This is a genomic window from Mycobacterium sp. SMC-21 (assembly GCF_045310825.1).
Taxonomy (GTDB): Bacteria; Actinomycetota; Actinomycetes; order Mycobacteriales; family Mycobacteriaceae; genus Mycobacterium.
Genome location: NZ_JBJIAO010000013.1, coordinates 1 through 21,224, shown reverse-complemented (window position 1 = coordinate 21,224; position 21,224 = coordinate 1). Strand labels below are relative to the sequence as shown.

Annotated in this window: 21 protein-coding genes and 1 pseudogene; 6 read left to right on the top strand and 16 right to left on the bottom strand. The window is 68.0% G+C overall.

Annotation, left to right across the window (positions count from 1 at the left end; translation table 11 throughout):
- Positions 1-16: 16 nt before the first annotated feature.
- Positions 17-160, bottom strand: coding sequence for a hypothetical protein (locus ACJH6H_RS14935; RefSeq protein WP_406775182.1), 144 nt, complete (start codon positions 158-160; stop codon positions 17-19).
- Positions 161-222: 62 nt separating this feature from the next.
- Between ACJH6H_RS14935 and ACJH6H_RS14930 the strand changes: the two genes are divergently transcribed.
- Positions 223-1,674, top strand: coding sequence for a PLP-dependent aminotransferase family protein (locus tag ACJH6H_RS14930; protein WP_406775181.1), 1,452 nt, complete (start codon positions 223-225; stop codon positions 1,672-1,674).
- A 14-nt stretch (positions 1,675-1,688) separates the two neighbouring features.
- Here ACJH6H_RS14930 and ACJH6H_RS14925 read toward each other — a convergent pair whose 3' ends face one another.
- The 3 genes from ACJH6H_RS14925 to ctaD all read right to left on the bottom strand — a co-directional run bounded on the left by ACJH6H_RS14925 (position 1,689) and on the right by ctaD (position 5,091).
- Positions 1,689-2,000 (bottom strand): hypothetical protein, encoded by a 312-nt coding sequence (locus tag ACJH6H_RS14925; protein WP_020103125.1) that lies wholly within the window; start codon positions 1,998-2,000, stop codon positions 1,689-1,691.
- 94 nt (positions 2,001-2,094) lie between these two features.
- Positions 2,095-3,333 carry a phosphoserine phosphatase SerB gene (gene serB, locus ACJH6H_RS14920; RefSeq protein ID WP_212813819.1) on the bottom strand — a complete coding sequence of 413 codons (1,239 nt, stop codon included), beginning with the start codon at positions 3,331-3,333 and terminating at the stop codon, positions 2,095-2,097.
- A 60-nt stretch (positions 3,334-3,393) separates the two neighbouring features.
- A complete protein-coding gene (gene ctaD, locus ACJH6H_RS14915; protein WP_061004131.1) occupies positions 3,394-5,091 on the bottom strand; it encodes a cytochrome c oxidase subunit I in 1,698 nt (565 codons plus the stop codon).
- A 211-nt stretch (positions 5,092-5,302) separates the two neighbouring features.
- On the opposite strand from ctaD, the gene ACJH6H_RS14910 reads away from it, so the two are divergent.
- Positions 5,303-6,406, top strand: coding sequence for an iron-siderophore ABC transporter substrate-binding protein (locus ACJH6H_RS14910; protein WP_406775180.1), 1,104 nt, complete (start codon positions 5,303-5,305; stop codon positions 6,404-6,406).
- Here the strand turns inward: ACJH6H_RS14910 and ACJH6H_RS14905 are convergent, their stop codons facing one another.
- From ACJH6H_RS14905 to ACJH6H_RS14855, 11 genes and pseudogenes are all read right to left on the bottom strand, one after another.
- Positions 6,407-7,444 (bottom strand): isopenicillin N synthase family dioxygenase, encoded by a 1,038-nt coding sequence (locus ACJH6H_RS14905; RefSeq protein WP_406775179.1) that lies wholly within the window; start codon positions 7,442-7,444, stop codon positions 6,407-6,409.
- On the bottom strand, positions 7,441-7,986 hold the full coding sequence (locus tag ACJH6H_RS14900; RefSeq protein ID WP_406775178.1) for a hypothetical protein: 546 nt from the start codon (positions 7,984-7,986) through the stop codon (positions 7,441-7,443). The genes ACJH6H_RS14905 and ACJH6H_RS14900 overlap by 4 nt, the downstream gene beginning before the upstream one ends.
- Entirely contained in the window at positions 7,983-8,996 is a 1,014-nt protein-coding gene (alc, locus tag ACJH6H_RS14895) for an allantoicase (protein WP_406775177.1), read from the bottom strand. The genes ACJH6H_RS14900 and alc overlap by 4 nt, the downstream gene beginning before the upstream one ends.
- A complete protein-coding gene (locus tag ACJH6H_RS14890; RefSeq protein ID WP_406775176.1) occupies positions 8,993-9,739 on the bottom strand; it encodes an aspartate/glutamate racemase family protein in 747 nt (248 codons plus the stop codon). Before ACJH6H_RS14890 ends, alc begins: the two co-directional genes overlap by 4 nt.
- Positions 9,736-11,028 (bottom strand): allantoinase AllB, encoded by a 1,293-nt coding sequence (gene allB, locus ACJH6H_RS14885; RefSeq protein WP_406775175.1) that lies wholly within the window; start codon positions 11,026-11,028, stop codon positions 9,736-9,738. The genes ACJH6H_RS14890 and allB overlap by 4 nt, the downstream gene beginning before the upstream one ends.
- Positions 11,028-11,858, bottom strand: coding sequence for an N-acyl homoserine lactonase family protein (locus ACJH6H_RS14880; protein WP_406775174.1), 831 nt, complete (start codon positions 11,856-11,858; stop codon positions 11,028-11,030). Before ACJH6H_RS14880 ends, allB begins: the two co-directional genes overlap by 1 nt.
- Positions 11,858-13,465 (bottom strand): ABC transporter substrate-binding protein, encoded by a 1,608-nt coding sequence (locus ACJH6H_RS14875; RefSeq protein WP_406775173.1) that lies wholly within the window; start codon positions 13,463-13,465, stop codon positions 11,858-11,860. The genes ACJH6H_RS14880 and ACJH6H_RS14875 overlap by 1 nt, the downstream gene beginning before the upstream one ends.
- The gene (locus tag ACJH6H_RS14870; RefSeq protein WP_406775172.1) at positions 13,465-14,121 is read right to left on the bottom strand and encodes a cysteine hydrolase family protein; all 657 of its coding nucleotides are present in this window, start codon (positions 14,119-14,121) and stop codon (positions 13,465-13,467) included. The genes ACJH6H_RS14875 and ACJH6H_RS14870 overlap by 1 nt, the downstream gene beginning before the upstream one ends.
- A complete protein-coding gene (locus ACJH6H_RS14865; RefSeq protein WP_212813802.1) occupies positions 14,122-15,126 on the bottom strand; it encodes an ABC transporter permease in 1,005 nt (334 codons plus the stop codon).
- 54 nt (positions 15,127-15,180) lie between these two features.
- Positions 15,181-16,055, bottom strand: a pseudogene (locus ACJH6H_RS14860) (ABC transporter permease).
- A complete protein-coding gene (locus ACJH6H_RS14855; protein ID WP_406775171.1) occupies positions 16,055-18,034 on the bottom strand; it encodes a dipeptide ABC transporter ATP-binding protein in 1,980 nt (659 codons plus the stop codon). The pseudogene ACJH6H_RS14860 and the gene ACJH6H_RS14855 overlap by 1 nt, the downstream one beginning before the upstream one ends.
- A gap of 223 nt (positions 18,035-18,257) precedes the next feature.
- Here ACJH6H_RS14855 and ACJH6H_RS14850 point away from each other — a divergent pair, with 223 nt between their 5' ends.
- The 3 genes from ACJH6H_RS14850 (at position 18,258) to ACJH6H_RS14840 (ending at position 20,426) form a co-directional block, all read left to right on the top strand.
- Entirely contained in the window at positions 18,258-18,935 is a 678-nt protein-coding gene (locus ACJH6H_RS14850) for a TetR/AcrR family transcriptional regulator (protein ID WP_212813796.1), read from the top strand.
- A gap of 9 nt (positions 18,936-18,944) precedes the next feature.
- The gene (locus ACJH6H_RS14845) at positions 18,945-19,220 is read left to right on the top strand and encodes a YciI family protein (RefSeq protein WP_064859063.1); all 276 of its coding nucleotides are present in this window, start codon (positions 18,945-18,947) and stop codon (positions 19,218-19,220) included.
- 156 nt (positions 19,221-19,376) lie between these two features.
- A complete protein-coding gene (locus ACJH6H_RS14840) occupies positions 19,377-20,426 on the top strand; it encodes an NAD(P)-dependent alcohol dehydrogenase (RefSeq protein ID WP_212813794.1) in 1,050 nt (349 codons plus the stop codon).
- Between the two features lie 66 nt (positions 20,427-20,492).
- On the opposite strand, the gene ACJH6H_RS14835 is transcribed toward ACJH6H_RS14840, so the two are convergent.
- Positions 20,493-20,843, bottom strand: coding sequence for a DUF3349 domain-containing protein (locus ACJH6H_RS14835; RefSeq protein WP_406775170.1), 351 nt, complete (start codon positions 20,841-20,843; stop codon positions 20,493-20,495).
- Between the two features lie 98 nt (positions 20,844-20,941).
- Between ACJH6H_RS14835 and ACJH6H_RS14830 the strand changes: the two genes are divergently transcribed.
- Positions 20,942-21,136, top strand: coding sequence for a hypothetical protein (locus ACJH6H_RS14830; RefSeq protein WP_110767288.1), 195 nt, complete (start codon positions 20,942-20,944; stop codon positions 21,134-21,136).
- Positions 21,137-21,224 lie beyond the last annotated feature (88 nt).

The following is a 21,224-nucleotide window of genomic DNA, read 5'->3' as shown; positions in this document are numbered from 1 at the left end:
CGTTTGGCCGCTGCCGTCACCGGTGGTCCTGGAAGCGAGCGCGGATGGCGTCCAGTTCGTGACGCACCCGGGCGGCATCCAGATCACGGATATCGGCGCGGTTGTCACGCCGCGACCGGGCACGCTTCTCAGCCAGTTTTGATAGCCAGTTCGTTCGCATGACACCAGTTTTCCGGCCAACTGGCTTGCTATTCAATAGCCAGTTGGCCGATACTGGCTTCAATGTCGATCGAGATGTCAGCCAGATCACTGGACGAAGTCCTTCTGGCACGCGAATTGGGCAACTGGCGCACGTCCAGCCTGAGCGGCCCCGCTTATCTGGGCCTGGCCGATGCCATCCGCCTGCTCATCGTCGACGGCCGGCTCCCCGTCGGCGCCCGGTATCCCAGCGAGCGCGCACTGGCCGACGCGCTGCGGGTCTCCCGCACCACCGTCACCGCGGCCTATGCCCAGCTGCGCGAGGACGGCTACCTCAACGCCCGCCGCGGCGCCCGCAGCACCACGGCCCTGCCGCCCACGGCGCTCACGGCCAGTCCGGCGCCCATTGTCAGGACCGGCACGCTGAGCCTGGCCGATGCCGCGCCCTCGGCGCCGGCGGCCGCCACCCTCGAGGCCTTCGCGCGCGCCGCCCAGCGCGTGGCGCCGCACCTGCACGACCTCGGCATCGAACTCACCGGCGTCGCCGAGCTTCGCCAGGCCATCGCCGAAAGATATTGCGCCAGAGGGCTTCCCACTGATCCGGACGAGATCATGGTGACCACCGGGGCGCTGCACGCGATCAATCTCGTGCTGGCCACCTACGCCCGCCCAGGCGACCGGGTACTGATCGAGCAGCCGACGTACCACGGCGCCATCTCGCTCATCGCGGCATCCGGCGCCCGGCCGGTGCCCGTGAGCATGGCCGAAGACGGCTGGGAACTGGATGCCGTACAGGCCGCCATGCGGCAACTGGCCCCCACGCTGGCCTACCTGATCGTCGACAACCACAACCCGACCGGGCTGAGCCTGCCGGCCGCCGGGCGCGAGCGCCTCGCCCGCATCATCTCCGAGACCCGGACCCGCACCATCATCGACGAAACCATCTGCGACATCTGGCTGGACGAGCCGCTGCCGCCGCCGCTGGCCTCCTACCTGGAGAGCCGCCGCGACCTGGTGATCACCGTCGGCTCGATGTCGAAGTCGTTCTGGGGTGGCCTGCGGGTCGGCTGGATTCGCGCCGAACGGTCCACGCTGGCCGCCATCGCCGCGGTGCGGCCGACCATCGACCTCGGCACCGCCATCGTCGAACAACTGGCGTCGGCCGACCTGCTCCGGCAGGCCGACACCGTGCTGCCCGCCCGGCGCGACATGCTGCGCGCCCGGCGCGAGTTGGTGAGTTCGCTTCTGCAGGAACAACTTCCGGACTGGACGGCCAGCCCGTGCCACGGCGGCATGTCGATGTGGATGCGGCTGCCCGCACCCATGAGTTCAGCGCTGTCCGCGGCGGCGTCCCGGATGGGACTCGTCATCCCGGCGGGGCCGCGGTTCGGGGTCGACGGCACGCTGGAGCGCTTCATCCGGGTGCCCTTCACCCAGCCCGATGAGCGCCTGCACCAGTCGGTGGCGGTGCTCGCTCAGGCGTGGCGCGGCGTCACCGGCGCGGGTACTCCGGACGCGCACGCCCTCGTCGTCTGAGGCGGGCCGGAAACTTACTGCTGGCTCTGGATCAGGCCGATGCAGGTGCCGATGTGCTCGGGCGTGCAGGGAATGCCGTTGACCGTCTGCAGGCCGCCGACCGACTGGGTGATCTGCGCGCCCGTCCCACTGTTGGACGTCTGCGGCGGCACCGCCTGCGGGCCGCTGCCATTGGCCGTGCCCTTGACGCACACGCCTTCGAAGTGGCTCGGCACGGTCCCCCAGGGGCACGCGTAGGCCGGCGCGGCCGCCGTCACCGAGACGACCGACAAGGGGCCGGCGACCAACGCGACAGCACTCACACCAACCAGAACCGCACGCTTCATGTCACCATCTCCCACACGCTTACGCAGCAAATCAATATCAATAGTCACCACTGTAACGCGACAGCGGCTGCGGTGTGCCGTCGCCGGCGAATCGCTACGGGATATCCACCCGCCGCACCACACCGTCGACCGCGTCGGCAGCCTCGATCTCGCCACGCGTGATGCCGAGGATGAACAGCACGGTGTCCAGGTACGGGTGGCTCAGCGACGCGTCGGCGACCTCCCGCAGCGCGGGCTTGGCGTTGAACGCGACGCCGAGGCCGGCCGCCGACAGCATGTCGATGTCGTTGGCGCCGTCGCCGACCGCGACGGTCTGCTCCATGGGCACACCGGCCTGGTTGGCGAAGTCGCGCAGCGCCTTGGCCTTGCCCGGACGGTCGACGATCGGGCCGGTCACCCGGCCGGTCAGCTTGCCGTCGACGATCTCGAGGTGGTTGGCCGCCACGAAGTCGAGCATCAGTTCCTCGGCCAGCGGCTCGATCACCTGACGGAACCCGCCCGACACCACACCGCAGTGGTAACCCAGCCGGCGCAGCGTACGCAGCGTGGTCCGGGCGCCCGGGGTCAGCTCGATCTGGTCGGCGACCTCGTCGACCACCTCGGCCGGCAGGCCGGCGAGCGTGGCCACCCGCTCCCGCAGCGACTCCTCGAAGTCCAGTTCGCCGCGCATGGCGGCTTCGGTGATGGCCGCGACCTTGGCCTCGGCGCCGGCGCGCGCCGCCAGCATCTCGATGACCTCGCCCTGGATCAGTGTCGAGTCGACGTCGAACACGATGAGCCGCTTGGCCCGCCGGGCCAGGCTGTAGTCCTCGAGGGCGATGTCGACGCCCTCGTCGACCGCGACGCGGGCCAGCGCGGTCTGCAGCTGCGCGTAGGCCCCGCCCACCGGGGGCACCGACACCCGCAGTTCCAGACCCGTCACCGGGTAGTCGGAGACACCGCGGATGAAGTCGATGTTGACCCCGAGCGCCGCCACCTCGCGGGCGACGACGGTGAAGGCCTCGGCGGTGATGGGCCGGCCCAGCACGACGATGGTGTGGGTCGACGGCTCCGTGAGGACGGGCTGGTCGTCACTGCTGTCGATCGCGACATCGAGCCCCAGCTCGCTGATGGCCTGCTGCACATCGGCGCGCAGCACGTCGCCGGCCACGTCGGCAGGCACCGCGACCAGCACGCCGAGCGTCAGGCGGCCACGGATGACCACCTGCTCGACGTTCAACAGCTCGACGTTGTGCCGCGACAGCACGCCGAACAGCGTCGACGTCACGCCCGGCTGGTCGAGTCCGGTGACGGTGATCAGCACCGACCCGTGTGAGTTGCTTTCCTGCGTCATCCGTTAGGTCCCCTAACGCAGAACCGCCCGCGCCTTAGGCGCGGGCGGGTCGGCTGATTTCTAGTGGTGCGATCGACCGATGTGCGCTTCGGCACGCATCCGCTCGACCATGTGCGGGTAGTGCAGCTCGAACGCCGGGCGCTCCGAACGGATCCGGGGCAGCTCGGTGAAGTTGTGCCGCGGCGGCGGGCAGCTGGTGGCCCACTCCAGGGAGTTGCCGTAGCCCCACGGGTCGTCGACCACGACGGGCTCGCCGTAACGCCAGCTCTTGAACACGTTCCACACGAAGGGCAGCGTGGACAGGCCCAGTATGAAGGCACCGATGGTCGAGATCACGTTCAGCGTGGTGAAGCCGTCGGTGGGCAGGTAGTCCGCGTAACGACGCGGCATGCCCTCGTCACCGACCCAGTGCTGCACCAGGAACGTGGTGTGGAAGCCGATGAAGGTCAGCCAGAAGTGCAGCTTGCCCAGACGCTCGTCGAGCAGCCGGCCCGTCATCTTCGGGAACCAGAAGTAGATGCCCGCGTAGGTGGCGAACACGATGGTGCCGAAGAGCACGTAGTGGAAGTGCGCGATCACGAAGTAGCTGTCCGTCACGTGGAAGTCCAGCGGCGGGCTGGCCAGCAGCACGCCCGACAGACCACCGAGGAGGAAGGTGATCAGGAAGCCGACCGAGAACAGCATCGGCGTCTCGAAGGTCAACTGTCCCTTCCACATGGTGCCGATCCAGTTGAAGAACTTGATACCGGTCGGGACCGCGATCAGGAACGTCATGAAGGAGAAGAACGGCAGCAGCACGGCGCCGGTGGCGTACATGTGGTGTGCCCACACGGCGACCGACAGGGCGGCGATACCGAGCGTCGCGTAGATCAGGGTGGTGTAACCGAAGATCGGCTTGCGGCTGAACACCGGGAAGATCTCGGAGACGATGCCGAAGAACGGCAGCGCGATGATGTACACCTCGGGGTGGCCGAAGAACCAGAACAGGTGCTGCCACAGCAGGACGCCGCCGTTGGCGGGGTCGTAGATGTGCGCGCCGAGGTGGCGGTCAGCGGCCAGGCCGAACAGCGCGGCGGTCAGCAGCGGGAAGGCCAGCAGCACGAGGATCGAGGTCACCAGGATGTTCCAGGTGAAGATCGGCATGCGGAACATGGTCATGCCCGGGCAGCGCATGCAGACCACGGTGGTGACCATGTTGACCGCACCCAGGATGGTGCCCAGACCACCGACGGCCAGGCCGACGATCCACAGGTCGCCACCGGCACCGGGCGAGTGGATCGCGTCGGTCAGCGGCGAGTAGGCGGTCCAGCCGAAGTCAGCGGCACCACCGGGGGTGATGAAGCCGGCGATGGCGATCATGGCGCCGAACAGGAACAGCCAGAACGAGAAGGCGTTCAGACGCGGGAACGCCACGTCGGGGGCGCCGATCTGCAGCGGCAGCACCAGGTTGGCGAAGCCGAACACGATCGGGGTGGCGTAGAACAGCAGCATCACCGTGCCGTGCATGGTGAACAGCTGGTTGAACTGCTCGTTGCTCAGGAACTGCAGTCCCGGCATGGCCAGCTCGGTGCGCATGAACAGCGCCATCAGGCCACCGATGAAGAAGAACACGAAGCAGACGACGCAGTACATGATGCCGATCAGCTTGTGATCGGTCGTGGTCACCAGCTTGTAGATCAGGTTGCCCTTGGGGCCCATACGCTCCGGGAACGGGCGACGAGCCTCGAGTTCTCCGATTGGGGGCGCTTCGGCTACCAACAGATCCTCCAAATGTTCCGGGCGAATAGTTCGAGCACACGGGGCATCCCATGTTGTCTGCCGGTGATCTTATCCCCCATCGCACAGCCTTGCGGCGAGGGTCCTACAAACTGTCGTAATTGGCTGGACCAGCCACCGGCACCGGCGTGGCGCGGCCACCCACGACCGCGCCTCATCTGGGCCCGGCCGCGCGGGTGTTACCGTCGGCCACGTGCAGTTTCCGACTCCCCGTACCCGGCTGTCCAGCGCCAGCGCGGCGGTTCTGACCGCCCTGTGCGCGACGGCTGCGACCGTCCTGACGGGCTGTTCGGGACACACCAGCGAACCTCAGGCAGCGAACTCGGCTCCCATCACCAGCACCACCCGGATCGCCACCGCGGGCGTGCTGGGCAACCAGCGCCGGCCCGACGATTCGTGCGCGCCCACCCCGGCAGCGCTCGACGAGGGTCCCCCGACCCGCCAGGTGCACCACGCCGCCGGCGCCACCGACGTCAACGCCGACCCGCAGCGCATCGTCGTGCTCTCGGGCACGGCACTCGATGCGCTGTGCGCGCTGGGCCTGCAGGGCCGTGTGGTCGCCGCGGCGACCCCGACGGATTCGTCGGGCCAGACGTCATACCTGGGCACCGTCATCCACAACGTGCCGGCGGCCGGCACCCGCGGCGCACCCGACCTGGCCGCGGTCAAGGCCGCCAACCCCGACCTGATCATCGGCTCGCAGGTGTCGGCCACATCGGACACCTACGGCGCGTTGTCGGCGATCGCGCCGACGGTGCTCACCGGGCCGTCAGGCGCGGCCTGGCAGGACGATCTGCGGATGGTCGGGGCGGCGACCGGTCGCGGCGCCGCCGCGGGCGCGCTGGTCGACGGGTTCAACGCCGACGCCACCAAGGTCGGCGGCCAGAACGACGCCTCGCATTTCCAGGTGTCGGTGGTGCAGCTGACCGAGGGCACCCTGCGAATCTTCGGCGCCAACAACTTCCCGGGTAGCGTGCTGGCCCGGATCGGCGCGGATCGCCCTGCGCCGCAACGATTCACCGACAAGCCCTACCGCGAGATCGACATCTCGAAGCTGGGACCCGGCACCGATTTCTCGGCGGCCGACGGTGACATCGTCTACCTGACGTTCGAGTCACCGGCGGCCAAGGACAAGGCGACCGCGTTGCTCGACGGCCCGGCCTGGAAGAAGCTCGCCGCCACCCGCGACAACCGGGTGTTCGTGGTGAACAACGAGGTGTGGCAGACCGGTCAGGGCATCGTGGCGGCCCGCGGCATGCTCGACGACCTGCACTGGCTCAACGCGCCCATCAACTAGTCAGCCCGCACCCTGCAACGCCTGCTGGCCGAACTGTCCCAATTCCAGCGAGCCGTCGGGCAGCACCAGTTCGCCCGACTCGATGCGCCGGCGTAGATAGGCGAACGTCTGCGCGGTCTGGGCGAACAGGTGCTCACCCGCACGCAGCGCCGGCCGGGGCTTGGCATCGGGCGAAGCGAACTGCGGCAGCGGTTTCACCTCGGTGTGGTAGTCGACGTTGAAGAACAACGGAAACGAGTACCGCTCCTCGGCGACCTTGCGGACGCGGTGGCTGGTCGCCACGAACGCACCGTTGGTCCACAGCTCCAGCAGGTCCCCGACGTTGACGACGAACGTCCCGTCGACGGGCGGTACGTCGATCCACTCGCCCACGCCGTTGAGCACCTCGAGGCCGGGGGCCGTCGGCTTGAGCAGGGTGAAGCATTCGTAGTCGGTGTGCGCGCCGATCCCGATGCTGTCGTGGGCGTCCGGGTTGTACGGATAGTGGATGAGCCGCAGCTGGCTCGGCGTCTTGGTGGCATGCCGGGAGAAGACCTCGGGGTCCTCACCGAGGGCGACGGCGAACGCCCACAGCAGCCGCTGCCCCACGGCCAGCACCGCCTGGTAGTAGGCGGTCACCGCGTCGGCGAAGCCGGGTAGGTCCGGCCACGCGTTGGGGCCCAGCATGGGATTGCCGGCCAGGTAATCCGGATCATCGGAGGGCAGATCCAGCGCGGTGTCGAAGGCTTCCTTCAGATCCGGGACGGTGCCCTCCAGGCCCTCCTCGCCGACCGGCACATACCCCCGGTGACAGCGGGACAGCCCGATGTAGTTGCGCATCTTTTCTTCCACAGGCAGCGCGAAGTACTCCTTCACCGCCGCCAGCATCGCGCTGAACAACGACTCATCGATGCCGGTGCCGCTGATGTAGAAGAAGCCGACGTCGGCCGCCGCCCGGCCCAGCTCGGCGGCCACGCGGTGCTGCTCGGCACGCTCGGGTGACGACAATCCGCTGATGTCGATGATCGGCACCGACGTGAATGACGTTACGCCACTCATGAATTCACATTCCCTTCCGAGTTGTCCACCGTCCAGTGCACGCCGTTGGCCTGGATTTCGTCGCCGACAGAAGTCATGCCGGCAAAATCGATACCGAGGGCTCGCTGCTCGTCGCCGCCCACGGTGCCGAGCACCACCTGAGTGCCGTCGGCCCAGCCGAACATCGCGCCGACCCGGACCAGTAGCGCCGACGCTCCGGCGGGCCCGGACAAGTGCAGCGCGCCCGTCGGCCCCGCTTCGCCGGAGTCGCGGACCCAGTGCTCGATGTAGTGCTCATGCACGCCGGTCTCGACGAGAACGTCACCCTCCCAGTGCATTACGCCGGCGTCGGGATGCGGGCCCGGCGTGGTGATGTCGAAGTCTCGATGCCACTCGAAGACGTCGCCGTCCTGGTGCAGGGTGCCCGCGAAGCCGCGGGAGTCCACGTAGGCCGTCAGGCTCTGCAGCCACAGCACCCCCGGTGCGGTGTCGCGCGTGCCGTCGACCTCGATCAGCAGCGTGCGGCGCCAGAGGCCGGCGCAGTCGGTCAGCAGTGGTGTCACGACGATTCCTCCCAGTTGTGCTGCAGCATCCGCAGTCCGTCGACGGTGGGCACTCCTATTGCCCGCACCCGCGCGATCCCGCCGTCCGGGTAGGCCTGTACGCGCAGTGCCGCCACGTCGGGCACGTCGACCGCGAACACCTGGCGCGCATCGGCGAGCAGTCGCGTCCGCGGCAGCACCGGAACGTCGAAAGCGACCATCCCCCAACCGTGTTCCCGATCTGGATGGCTCCGGCTGCCCAGCACCGACACCTCCAGGCTGGCGTTGAACACGAAGTACGAGGTGTCGACCTCGATGCGGCGCAGGTCGGCGGGCGCGGCGAACGAGACGATCACCGCGTCATGGGTGTCCGGTCCGACGTCACGGCGTCGGCGTGCCTCCCACCCGTCGCCCATGTTGTGCGGCCGGTTCGGCATGATCAGCGACGTGGCACTGGAATAGAAGCTGTCACTGCACCATTCGACCCGGCCACCGTTTTCGAGGCCGGACACCTCGACGGTGACATCGCTCCAGGACGCGGGGTCCGGCACCACCTCGCCGTACGCCCGCAGCCGGGCGACGCCGCCGTCGGACTGCAACCGCAGCCGCAGGTGCGTCCACCGCCTGCGGTCCGCGACGGCCAGCAGATTGTGCGAATCAGCCTTGAGCACAGTGGGTTCCACTATCGGCGTCCAGGCCACGGCGGGGTCTGCCGGATCGTCGGTGCGCGCCAGCACGCAGGCGTCCACCGCGCAGCCGCTCGGGTGATTGCCCGCGAAGAACCGGGTGTCCACGTCGATGGTGCGCAGCCGGCCGGGTGTCCCCAGCCGGATGATCGCCCAGTCACCGGCCCGGCCGGCGTGGCGGCGGGTCTCCCAGCCGTCCACCACTTCGCCGCGCAGGTCGAAAGTTCCGGGCACGAAAGCGGGTCCGGCCGGGTCGACGAGCCGCTCCTTGAATCCGAAGGATTCGTCACTGGCAGCCACCACGCTGCCGCCGACGAGGCGCGAGGCGAGATCGACGTCGGTCATCGGCCCAGTGCCTCCGACAGCGGCCAGTGGCTGCGCGGGTTGTCCGGTCCGGGCGCGAACACCCCGGCCTTGCTGGTGGACAGGCCCAACCCGACGACCGCCTGGGCAAGGGCCACCGCGGCGGCGACCCCGTCGACCGCGGGCACCCCGAGCTTGGCGGAGATCGCCGCCGTCACGCCCGCCATCCCGGCGCACCCCAAGCAGATCACGTCGGCGCCGTCCTCGTTGATGGCGCGTGCGGCCTCGTCGACAATCGCCTGCACGGAGCCGGCGGGGTCGGCGTCCACGGCTGCCGTGCCGAGGCCGCAGGCCCGTACCGAGGCGCAGTGTGCGTTCAGGCCGGCCAGCAGCAGCCGGTCCTCGATGGGCGGGATCGACCGGGCGAGCGTGGTGATCACCGAGAACCGCCGGCCGATCAGATGCGCGACATGCGCGGCGCATTCGGCGATGTCGAACACCGGCACCGTCAGCATCTCGGCGAGCGCGTCGCGGCCGTGCTCGCCGAATCCGGCGAGGACGACAGCGTCGAAGTCGAAGTCGCCCGACCGGGTCAGTCGGGCAACCAGGTCCATCACCCCGACCGCGGAAAGGTAGCTCTCGGCGGCGGAGTCGATTGCCGCCGAGCCGAAATACGTTGACATGCACACGATCTCAGTGTCGGGATGCGCAGCGGCACGCGCGGCAGCGGCGATCTCGGCGGTCATGGCCGCCGAGGTGTTCGGGTTGAGCACCAGGATTCTCATGCCGGCTCCCCCACCAACGCCGGCACGCCGGCAACCCAGGTCTGCAGGACCGAACCCCGCAACGTGACACCGTCATATGGGCTCACCGGGTGACGGTGCCGCAGCGTCGCCGCCCGCACGGTGTCGAGGGCACCCGGGTCGAAGGCGCACAGGTCGGCCCGCAGGCCCACGGCGATCCGGCCCCGGTCGGTGTAACCGGCCAGCGCGGCGGGCCGTTGCGACATCCACCGGCTCAGGTCGGTGAGCCCGAAACCGCGTGCGGCGGCCTGCGTCCAGACTGCGCGCGGGCTCAGTTGCAGTGAGCTGATCCCACCGAATGCCCGGCCGAAATCCCCGTCCCCCTTGAGCCGCGGCGCGCAGGGCGAGTGGTCGGACACCACCAGGTCCAGCGTGCCGTCGTGCAGCGCGGACCACAGCAGTTCACGGTTGGCGCCATCCCGGATGGGCGGGCAGCAGGCGAATTCGGTGCCACCGTCGTGCACTGCCTCGGCGGCGAATGTCAGGTAATGCGGGCAGGTTTCGGCCGTCACCGGTATCCCGGCGCGCTTGGCCTCGACGAGACGGGCCAACACTGTGGCGCTGGAGACGTGCACGATGTGCGCGCGGGCCCCGGTCGCCGCCGCCGCGTCGATCACCAGGGCCACGGCATCGTCTTCGGCGGCGTCGGGTCGCGACGCCAGGAACGACCGGTATTCCCGGCCCGCCGGCACCGGCCCGGCGTCGATCACCCGGTTGCTCTCGGCGTGCACCAGCAGCACCGACCCCAGTTCGGCGATGCGCCGCATGGCATCCCGGAACTGTCCCGGGCTCAGGTGCGGGAAATGCGGGTTGCCCGAGTCGGCGAGGAAGCACTTGAAGCCGCGCACCCCGGCCTGTGCCAGGTCGGCCAGATCGTCGAGGTTGTCGGGCACCACGCCACCCCAGTACCCGACGTCGACGTGGCAATTACCCGCTGCCGTGGCCTCTTTGGTGTTCAGGGCCGCGACGCTGGTGGTCACCGGGTCGCAGTCCAGTGGCATGTCGACCACGGTGGTGATCCCGGCCGCGGCCGCCGCGGCGGTGGCGGTCTCGAAGCCCTCCCAATCGGTACCCGGTTCGTTGATGTGAACATGCGTGTCGACGAAACCAGGGAGCAGCACCACCGATTCGGGCAACCGGATGTCCTCTACCGCAGCGCAATCGGCGTCGACATCACCCACGAAGACGATGCGACCACCGTCGATCCCCACCGCGGCGGGAGCCTGGTGCCCGTCGACGAGCACCCGGTCGGCGCGTAGCACGCACTCCATCACAGCCCGCCGAACCTGTGATGGAAATGGTCCGTGAGCTCGGGCCACACGTGTGGATCATGGCCGGGAATCAGCTGAAACCCCCTGTCGGCGGCCAACTTCTTGAGTCGGCGGATCGGCTCGATCGTGTCCTGCGGGTCGACGTCGATGAACCCGCCGATGGCGAGCTCGTGTTCGATGTTCTCCGTGAGGTCGGCGGCATCGAAGGCGAACACGAAGCCGTCACCGCCGACCGACCAGTCGAGTTCGACGACGAAGCTCTGATGCCCCGGCGTGTGCCCATAGGTCGGCACCGCGGTGATGCCCGGGGCGATCTCGGCTTCCCCGTCAGCCAGGTGCCACTCGATGTTCGGGTCGTCGAAATCGATCCGATTGATCGCGTTGCGTTCAGGCTCAGGGTGATTCGACAGCCCGTACTCGAGTTCACGACGCTGGGCGTGCACCGGGACCTTGCCGGCGAACAGCTTGAGCCCGCCGGCATGGTCGTGATGCAGGTGGCTGACGGCGACGGTGTGGATCTCGTCGAAATCCACCCCGACCTCCGCCAGCCGCTGCTCGATCGGCTCGCCCGGTCCGGGCAGCACCGGGCGGTACTCGACGGTCGGAAAGAACCGCCGGTACAGCGCCGGGTCCCGTACGAGCGCGGTGTTGAATCCCGTGTCGAGCAGTACCCAACCGCCGTCGGTCTGCAGCAACACCCCGGGCACCGGCTCCCGCATGCGCTCCTCCGGCGGTGCCCCGTACACCGACACCGACTTCGGCAGCTCCTCCCAGCCCAGGGTCAGCAGGATGATCCGCCGCACCCCGGGCTTGCCGACCAGAGTGGACATCAGCCGACCGAAAGGGCGTTCAGGCGCAGTGAATTCGGGTTGGTGACCACGTGTGCCTGTTCGACGCCCTTGAGCCAGGGCTGGGCCACCATGAAGTCGTTGACGTCGGCGATGTTCAGCCAGCAGCCGGTCTTGACCGCTTCCACACCGGCCGTGGAGAAGTCGGCCTCCGAGTCTGTCGGCAGACCCGCGGCCAGCGCCGCGGTGACGGGCGGCGCCGAGCACCCGAAGAAGTTCAGGCCACCGTCGGCATCCCACGAGATATGGCCCCAGGTGTACGGCGACGGCGCATCGGGCCAACCGAGATAGGTCATGATCTCCGGCGCGGACTGCCCGTCGGTGCCGACCCAGCCGTAGATCTCCGACGTCGGGTACGCCTGCACCTTGGCGGTCAGACCAGCCGCGGCCAGCTGCGTCTGAATCAGGTTGCCGATCAACTGGTTATCGGGGTTGCTCGAGTCGTAGCCGATGGTCACGGTCTTCTGATCGGCAGGCAGCTTGCCGGCGATCGCGGACAGTGCAGACGTATCGTGCGAGACCGACTGCTTGCCGTATTCGGCGGCCATCATGTTCGGCGGGTAGATCTGTTCGGCCTTCTTGCCGCGCCCGAAGTACGTCTGCTTCACCAGTTCGTCGACGTCGATCGCCTGCATCACCGCGGTCCGGTTCTTGGCGTCGGTCATCATGCCCTTGCGCGGGTTGATGTACGCGTAGTTCGACATCATCGTCGGCAGCGAGTAGTTGGCGAACGCCTTGTTGTTCAGGTAGGACTGGACCGCCGAGGAGGGCAGGTCGTGCAGGATCGCGGCCACCTGGCCGTTGTTGAACTGCAGTTGCTGCGCCGACACGTCGGTGATGACCGGAAGCTCGACCTTCTCGAAATACGGCTTGGTGCCCCAGTAGTCGGGGAAGGCGGCCATCGCGTAGTGCGAGCCCACCTGCGCGTCGGTCAGCGTGAACGGACCGGTCCCGAGATCGTGAGTGGTCAGGTAACCCTGCGCGTTGTCCGTGCCGGCATTCTTCTTCAGTCCTTCGGGGCTGAGCATACGGGGTCCATAGGGACAGGCCAGGTAATCGAGGAACGCCGAGTTGGGCGCCTTCAGCGTGATGGTGACGTCGTAATCCCCTTGTGTGGTGACCGATTCGACGTCCTTGACCATGTAGGCCGGGCCCTGGTTGACGGCCACCCGGCGATCGAACGACGCTTTGACCGCCGCCGACGTGAACGGCGTGCCATCGTGGAACTTGACGCCCTCACGGAGCTTGAACGTGAACACCTTGTTGTCCGGCGACGCCGTCCAGCTCGTGGCCAGCAGCGGTTCCAGGACGGCCTTGTCGACACCGGCCTTGTATTGCAGCAGGCCTTCGTAGGTGTTGGTGGTCAGCAACAGACCCTGTCCCGCGTAGTAGATGTCCGGGTCCGGCGGCTGCCCCGGGTCCTGCAGGAAGGACAGGTGCAGAACCTTGTCGGTGGGCGCGGCGTTGGGCGTGCCGCTCCCCGAGTTCGAGCCACCGCAACCGCTCAGCGTCAACATGACGGCGGCGGCACCGGCAGCGGCGATCCGCCAGCTTCCGCGCGCGCGACCGGGGACCTTGTGGCTCTTCATCATCGGGCAACTCCTTCGAGTGCGGGGCTGGACAACTCGGGCGGACACATATCGGAAAAGGCGGCGACGATCTCGTCGGTGGTGCGCATGGCACCGGCCTGCAGGTACTCCATGGCATCGAGGGCCGCGTCGTGGCGATAGGTCGACGAGCCGCCCACGCAGTCGGTCACGACGCGGACGTAGAAGTCACGCTGGTGCGCATCGGCGAAGGTGTAGTGCACGCAGACGTCGGTGAGCCCGCCGATGAGAATGAGCGTCGAGGCCCGCAGACCCGACAGCACGATCTCGAAATTTGTTCCGATGAAACCGGAATAGCGGCGCTTGACGATGTGGAACTCGTGGTTGGGCCCATCGAGGTCGGGCAGCAGCGCGGGATGCAGCGGGGTGCCCGGGCGGCCGTCCACACAGTGCTCGCCCTCGGCGCCGTCGAGCTCGCGGCCGAAGTCGATGCCGTTGGGGCGGTGCACCTCCTGGAAGAACACGATCGGGATCCGCGCGGCGCGGGCGGCGGCGATCAGGCGCTGGGCCCGGGCGATCCGGCCGTCGTAACCGGCCATGTGCTCGATGCCGACCACCTCGGCCGGCATGTCGCCGGACTCCTGCATGTCGACGACGACCAGGACGGGATTACCTACGATGAGCGGCTGTTTCGGCACTTAACCTCCTGTGACGGCGATACGCGGATCAGCGGCGGCCTGCAGCAGGTCCACCACCGTGTTGATGACGACGTAGAGCGCTCCCAGCATCAGCGTGACGCCGGCGATCGCCGGGAAATCCGCCACGGGAATGCTCTGCGCGACGTACTGCCCGATGCCGGGCCAGCCGAAGACCTGCTCGACCACCAACACGCCCGAAAACATCAGGCCCACTTGGAGTCCGGTCATCGACAGGGCGGCGCCGACCGAGTTGCGCAGCACATGCCTGGCCAGGATTCGGGTCTCGGACAGTCCCTTGGCGCGGGCCGTCCGCGCGTAGTCGCTGTCGATGTCGGCCAGCAGGCTGCTGCGCAGCACCCGGCCGATCGCGACAGCCGGGCCGATCGCGATGACGAACGCCGGCAGGATCAGGTGGTGCGCGGCGTCGGCCACGACATCGAGCCGCCCGTGGAGCAGACCGTCCACGGTGAGCATGCCCGTCGGCCCGGTCGGCGGACTCGGCACGGCACTGCGGCCGTTGGCCGGTACCCAACCCAGGTCTTGATAGAAGACGATGAGGCCGAGGATGCCGAGCAGGAACATCGGCGCCGAGGAACCCGCGAACAACACGGCCCGAAGCACATTCGCGCCGCGCCAGTTCAAGGTTGTGCTGAACGCCAGCAGCACCGCGAGGACGACGGCGATCAGCAGGCCGGCGAGCGCCAGCTCCAGCGTGGCGGGCACGAACGACCCGAGGTCGGCCATCACCGCATGCCGAGTCCGGTACGACGTGCCCAGGTCGCCGGTCGCGGCACCGGCCAGGTAGTGCCAGAACTGAACCAGCACAGGGTCATTCAGTCCCAGCGCCGCGCGCCGGGCCGCCACCGCGTCAGCTGAGGCCTGAGCGCCGAGCTGGGCCTTCACCGGATCCAGCGGCGAGATGTTCTGCAGGACGAACATCACTGCCGTCAAGGCCACCAGGATGGCGACCATCGACCCCAACCGCGAGGCCACGAACGTCTTCATGTTTCACCCACCTCTCTTCATGCGCGCGCTCATCACCACCACCGGATCGGCGGCCTACGTCGTCTTCATCAGGTTGCGCAGGCAGTCGCCGGAGATGTTGGCGACCAGCGCCAGCACCAGCACACCCAGTCCCGGCATGACCGGAATCCACCACTGCTGCAGGAAGTAACTCAGGTTGCGCGCCGAGTCGGCGCCGAGCTCGGGTGCCGGCGCGGCCTGACCGAGCCCGAGAAAGGACAAGCCGGCCAATGTGAGAATCAGCGTGCCGATGTCCAGGCTCGCGGCGACCAAGGCGTTGGGCACCGCACCCGGCAGCAGGTGCCGTCCGGCGAGCCGAAATCGGCTGACACCGGCCAGCTTTGCGGCCTCGACGTGGGGACGCGCCGCAAGCCGCGCCACCTCCCCCCCGCACCAGCCGCGCGTAGAACGGCCACCACACGATGGACACCGCGATCAGCGTGTGCAGGAAGCTCGGTCCCAGCGCGGCGACCACGGCGATCGCCAGCACCGGCGCGGGCAGCGACAGGAAACCGTCGGTGATGCGCATCAGCGTCGAGTCGACCCAGCCACCGGCCGCCCCCCCCCGCGACCAGGCCGACGAGCCCGCCGATCAACAGGCCCAGCGCCACGACCGCCAGCGCGGCCAGCCAACTCGACCGCGCGCCGTAGAGCACGCGGGACAGGATGTCGCGTCCCACGCTGTCGGTGCCGAGCAGGAACCCGTGCTCACCCGGCGCCTGCAACGGCATCCCGACCGGGATCAGCGGGTCGTGGGGAGCCAGCAGCGGCACCGCGACGAGAGCCAGCGTCAACAGGATCACGAGGGCGAAACCCGCGCTGTTGATGATCGTCGACCGGGACTGTGGCAGCGCCAGCCGCAGCCGGCCACGACCGCGGATGAGACTCGGGGCGGGGATCGCGATGGCCATCAGCGCACCTTCTCTTCGATACAGGCGACCTGATGTGCGCCACCGAATTTGCCGACGAGTCGGACGTCGAGCTCGTCACCGCTGCAGGCGTCGACGGCGATCGGGCATCTCGGATGGAACGCACATCCGGTCGGCGGTGACAACGGGCTCGCCGGTTCGCCTGGCAATACCCGCGATTCGCGACCCAGGTCGGGAATCGCGTCGACCAGCGCACGGGTGTACGGATGTGCAGGGTTTCCGATGACCTCTTCGGCCGGTCCGATCTCCACGATGCGGCCCAGGTACATCACGGCGATGCGATCGGCGACGACCCGAGCCACCGACAGGTCGTGCGTCACGAACACCACCGACATGTCCAGGCTTCGGCGCAGGTCCCCGATCAGGTTGAGCACCGAGGCCGCCAGGGACACGTCGAGGGCACTCGTGGGTTCGTCGCACAACAGCACGGCGGGCGGGACGACGGTGGCGCGAGCCAGCGAAACCCGTTGGCGCTGACCGCCGGACAGCTGACCGGCGCGTGACTTCGCCACCTCCGCGGGTAGCCCCACCCGGCCGAGAACCTCGATGACCGCATCGCGACGCGCGGCCCGCGACAGTTTCCTGCCGCGCAGGCGCTCGGCGATCAACTCACCGACCGACAGCCAGGGCGTGAGGGAGGCGCCGGCGTCTTGGAACACCATCTGTGGGCGCTGTTCCCCGGCCACCTCGACGGCGCCCGTGGTCGCCTTCTCCAGGCCCGCGATCACCCGCAACAGCGTGGATTTTCCCGAACCGCTCTCCCCCACCAGCGCCACCGACTCGCCGTGCCCCACGCGCAGCGTCACACCGCGCAATGCCTGGAGTTTGCCGCGCGGCGCGACGGTGAAGGTCTTGGTCACGTCCGTCACGGTGACTGCGGCCGGCTCGTCCGCAGCGGCAGTACTGACCGGCTGTGCGGCAACGGGTTCCGGCACTGAGTCGAGAGCCGCCGGATCGTGCGCCAGCTCCTCCGGGGTGAGCAGACAGGCGCTGACCCGCCCGGGGCCCACGGAAGTCGGTTCGGGAGAGGACTTCTCACAATTTTCGGTGGCTTGATCACAGCGCCGGCTGAAAGCGCATCCCGGTAGCGGTGACACCGGGCTCGGCACCGAACCGGGCATCGCCGCCAGCCGACGGCCGCGTGCGGTGTCCAGCGTCAGCCGTGACCGCAGCAGCCCGCGGGTATAGGGGTGAGCAGGTGCGCCCAGAACGTCGGCGGCCGGGCCGACCTCGGCGATGCGGCCGGCGTAGAGCACCGCGATGCGGTCGGAGATCTGGGCTGCCACCCCGAGGTCGTGGGTGATGAAGACGATGCTGCAACCGATTTCGTCGCGGAGTCGTTGCAGCAGTCGGAGGACCTGGGCCTGCACCGTGACGTCCAGTGCGGTCGTCGGTTCGTCGGCGATGATGAGTTCCGGCGAGCCGGCGATCGCGATGGCGATCATCACGCGCTGGCGCAGGCCGCCGGAGAGCTCGTGCGGGTAGGCGCGCATCCGTCGCGCCGGGTCGGGTATGCCGACCGCGGTCAGCAGGCGCAGGGCTTCGTCGTCGCTGCCCGCCGCCTCGGCGACCTGCTTGCCGATCCGCATGGTCGGGTTGAGCGAGGTCATCGGATCCTGGAACACCGCGCCCAGGTCGAGCCGGCGCACCGTGCGCAGCGCCTTTGCGTCACCATGCACCATGTCCGAGCCGGCCACCGAGATGCCGCCCTCGATCCGGGCCGACGCCGGCAGCAGACCGAGCATCCCGAAGCCCAATACGCTTTTCCCTGAGCCCGATTCGCCTACCAGACCGAGGATTTCGCCACGCCGAACGGTCAGCGAGACGCCGCGCAGCGCGTGTACGTCGCGACCGTTGCGCGGGAACGTGACATGCAGGCCCGCCACGGTCGCCACCGCATCCGGGTTCGACGACACGGTGGCGACGGGCGTGGCGTCCGCCACCGATACAGCAGTGCCCATGTGCGCTCTCCTGCGTTCTGATCGCCATGCCTTGGTACGTCTCTGACCGCTGGCCTGTCAGTTGACAGTTTTCTCCCCCGACCATCTCGCATGGTGTCGCCGAAGTAAGCACGATGTAAGCAACCAGGGCCCGTAGGTAACCGGCCGATATCGCAGGTTTCTGTCGCGTGACAGATACCGACCGCCGGTATCGATGGCTGCTGGCTTGGACCACGATGAATGAATGTCGACCACCCACACAGGAAGGCCTCGACTGCGGCCCCAGCGACGCCCGGGCGTCACGGGACGAGACGAAATCCTCGATGCCGCAAGCGAATTGTTCACCACCCTGGGCTACGCAGGTACGTCGACGCGAACCATCGCCGATTCGGTGGGCATCAGGCAGGCGTCGCTGTACCACTACTTCAAGACCAAGGACGACATCCTGTGTGCCGTGCTGAGCCAGACCGTCGCCCCGACACTGGCCTTCATCCCGAGCCTGCTGAGCGCCACGCCGGCCTTGTCCGCAACCGAGCATCTCCACGCCCTGGCGACGTTCGACGGAGATCAATTACTCGGTGGCACATGGAACCTGGGCGCGCTCTACCTGCTTCCCGAACTGCGCGCCGATCGCCTGGAGCCGTTCTGGTCCGACCGCGAACGCCTGCGACAGCACTATCTGACCCTGAGCCGGGAAGTGCTGGAACGTACCGGCGTCCATCAGGCAGCCGCCGACCTGCCGTTCCGACTCGTCGAATCGCTGGTCAACATGTGGTCGGTGCCGCACGGCCCCGAACGATGTGATCTGCCCATGCAGGTCGCCGATGCCGGCGTGCGCGTGCTGGGCATCCCCGACGCCGAAACACCCGCACTGCGCGAGCGCACCAGGCAGGTCATCGAGCTGCACACCGGCCCCGGATAACCTCTTAGCGTGTTTCACGTACTGAACATCACCTACACGCAACCCTTGGACGTCGTGGACCAGGCACGGCCCGCGCATCTGGAATGGCTCGGCAAGCTGGTCGAGGAACGTCGCATCCTTCTCGCCGGCCGACTGGAGTCGCAGGGCGGCGCCGTCCTGATCGCCTCGGACATGACGGCCGAGGAAGCCGACGCCCTCACCGCGAGCGACCCGTACGTGCACGCCGGTGTCGCCACCTACGAGCGTGTGAGCTTCAACGCCGGATTCCGCGCCGCCGGGCTCTGACCGGAAATTCACAGCTTCATCCGGGATTAGTTCGACGCCGGCCGCCGTTGAGTGTGGTCAGGGCCTGACGCAATGCCCCACATTTCGTTACCTTCGCTAATCTTTGTAGTAGGTAACCGCCGCTAGGCAAGCCGAGAATGAAGAGGACTGACACGCATGACCACGACCGTTTCCGCCTACGCCGCGACTTCAGCGACCAGCCCGCTGACCAAGACCACCATCGAGCGCCGTGACATCGGCCCGCACGATGTGGCATTCGACATCAAGTTCGCGGGCATCTGTCACTCGGACATCCACACCGTCAAGTCCGAATGGGGCCCGGCCAACTACCCCGTCGTACCCGGCCACGAGATCGCCGGTGTCGTCACCGCCGTCGGCTCCGAGGTGACCAAGTACAAGGTCGGCGACCACGTCGGCGTCGGCTGCTTCGTCGACTCGTGCCGCGAGTGCGAGAACTGCCTGGCCGGCCTGCAGCAGTACTGCACCGGCAAGGGCGGCAACATCGGCACCTACAACGCCGTGGGCCGTGACGGCACCCCCACCTATGGCGGCTACAGCACCGCCATCGTCGTCGACGAGAACTACGTGCTGCGCATCCCGGACAGCATCCCGCTGGACAAGGCCGCTCCCCTGCTGTGCGCCGGTATCACCCTGTACTCGCCGCTGCGGCACTGGAACGCCGGGCCGGGCAAGAAGGTGGCGATCGTCGGTCTCGGCGGCCTGGGCCACGTCGGTGTGAAGCTCGCCGTCGCGATGGGTGCCGAGGTCACAGTGCTGAGCCAGTCGCTCAAGAAGATGGAAGACGGTCTGCGCCTGGGCGCACACCACTACTACGCCACCAACGACCCGGACACCTTCAAGAAGCTGGCCGGCACCTTCGACCTCATCATCAACACGGTGTCGGCGAACCTCAACATGGGCCTGTACCTGAACCTGCTCAAGAGCGACGGCACGCTCGTCGAGCTCGGCGCCCCCGAGAAGCCGCTCGAGGTGCCGGTGTTCCCGTTGATCGGTATGCGCCGCACCCTCGCCGGCTCGTTGATCGGCGGCATCCCGGAGACCCAGGAGATGCTGGACTTCTGCGCCGAGCACGACGTCACCCCCGAGATCGAGGTCATCGACGCGTCGTACGTCAACGAGGCCTACGAGCGCGTCATCGCCAGTGACGTGCGGTACCGCTTCGTGATCGACACCGCGACCATCTAGCCGCGGGTTTCTCGTCAACGCCGAGGATTGCAGTCAAATACTGACTGCAATCCTCGGCGTAACGCGTTATCGGCCTTCTGCGCTGGGGCGGGCGTCAGGCAACAGGTCCATAGCGGCCAACGGCCAGCCGGCCGCGGCGAGTTTGGCAGCCACCCGCGCGACGTTCTCCGGGCCGGCGTCATGGTGGGTGACGTCGGCGATGAACTCGGCGATGTCGTCGCGCTCGATGGGATTGTCGACGTCGGCGGGCGCTGAGGCCTCGGCGATATTGCGCACCACTTCGGCCACCTGCTCCTCGGTCAGCGGCGTCGCCCGCAGCAATGCCAGCAGCGGCACCCGGTCGGGGCCCGGGACCCCCTCCGGGTACCCGGCACGCAGCCAGTTCAGTACCGAAAGCAGCAGCGACTTCGTCGACACCCGGTAAGTCTCGCCGCTGCCCGGTCAACCCACCACTGGACGCGCCGACATCCGGGGTTTTCGCGTCTGCTCTCGGGGTACCGGCCACAATCTCCCTTGTGCCCGACGATCCGGTAGATATCCTGCAGCGCTGGGAGCTGGCAGGCGGTGTCTGGCGGATCATCGGCCGCCGCGCACACGAACTGACCATCGGGCTGTTCCAGTGCGACGGCGGTGAGCGCGTCGACGTGATCCGCTCCGGCGATGCGGCACTGCTCGCCTTCGTCGGCGACCGGGAGTCCAACGCGGACTGACCTGCCCCTGTGAGCAATTGTCAATACCTGTGGATCGGGGTGTTTCAGGCGACCTCCGTTTCGGTGTGTTGATCGCCGTCTGACGGTG

What these genes read in the sequence shown, in the direction of transcription:
- ACJH6H_RS14935 (WP_406775182.1), bottom strand. Translation starts at nt 160, where the DNA reads ATGCGAACGAACTGGCTATCAAAACTGGCTGAGAAGCGTGCCCGGTCG.
- ACJH6H_RS14855 (WP_406775171.1), bottom strand. Translation starts at nt 18,034, where the DNA reads ATGGGCACTGCTGTATCGGTGGCGGACGCCACGCCCGTCGCCACCGTG.
- ACJH6H_RS14925 (WP_020103125.1), bottom strand. Translation starts at nt 2,000, where the DNA reads ATGAAGCGTGCGGTTCTGGTTGGTGTGAGTGCTGTCGCGTTGGTCGCC.
- ACJH6H_RS14880 (WP_406775174.1), bottom strand. Translation starts at nt 11,858, where the DNA reads ATGTCCACTCTGGTCGGCAAGCCCGGGGTGCGGCGGATCATCCTGCTG.
- ACJH6H_RS14875 (WP_406775173.1), bottom strand. Translation starts at nt 13,465, where the DNA reads ATGAAGAGCCACAAGGTCCCCGGTCGCGCGCGCGGAAGCTGGCGGATC.
- serB (WP_212813819.1), bottom strand. Translation starts at nt 3,333, where the DNA reads ATGACGCAGGAAAGCAACTCACACGGGTCGGTGCTGATCACCGTCACC.
- ACJH6H_RS14905 (WP_406775179.1), bottom strand. Translation starts at nt 7,444, where the DNA reads ATGAGTGGCGTAACGTCATTCACGTCGGTGCCGATCATCGACATCAGC.
- ACJH6H_RS14930 (WP_406775181.1), top strand. Translation starts at nt 223, where the DNA reads ATGTCGATCGAGATGTCAGCCAGATCACTGGACGAAGTCCTTCTGGCA.
- alc (WP_406775177.1), bottom strand. Translation starts at nt 8,996, where the DNA reads ATGACCGACGTCGATCTCGCCTCGCGCCTCGTCGGCGGCAGCGTGGTG.
- ACJH6H_RS14890 (WP_406775176.1), bottom strand. Translation starts at nt 9,739, where the DNA reads ATGAGAATCCTGGTGCTCAACCCGAACACCTCGGCGGCCATGACCGCC.
- allB (WP_406775175.1), bottom strand. Translation starts at nt 11,028, where the DNA reads ATGGAGTGCGTGCTACGCGCCGACCGGGTGCTCGTCGACGGGCACCAG.
- ACJH6H_RS14850 (WP_212813796.1), top strand. Translation starts at nt 18,258, where the DNA reads ATGTCGACCACCCACACAGGAAGGCCTCGACTGCGGCCCCAGCGACGC.
- ACJH6H_RS14865 (WP_212813802.1), bottom strand. Translation starts at nt 15,126, where the DNA reads ATGAAGACGTTCGTGGCCTCGCGGTTGGGGTCGATGGTCGCCATCCTG.
- ACJH6H_RS14840 (WP_212813794.1), top strand. Translation starts at nt 19,377, where the DNA reads ATGACCACGACCGTTTCCGCCTACGCCGCGACTTCAGCGACCAGCCCG.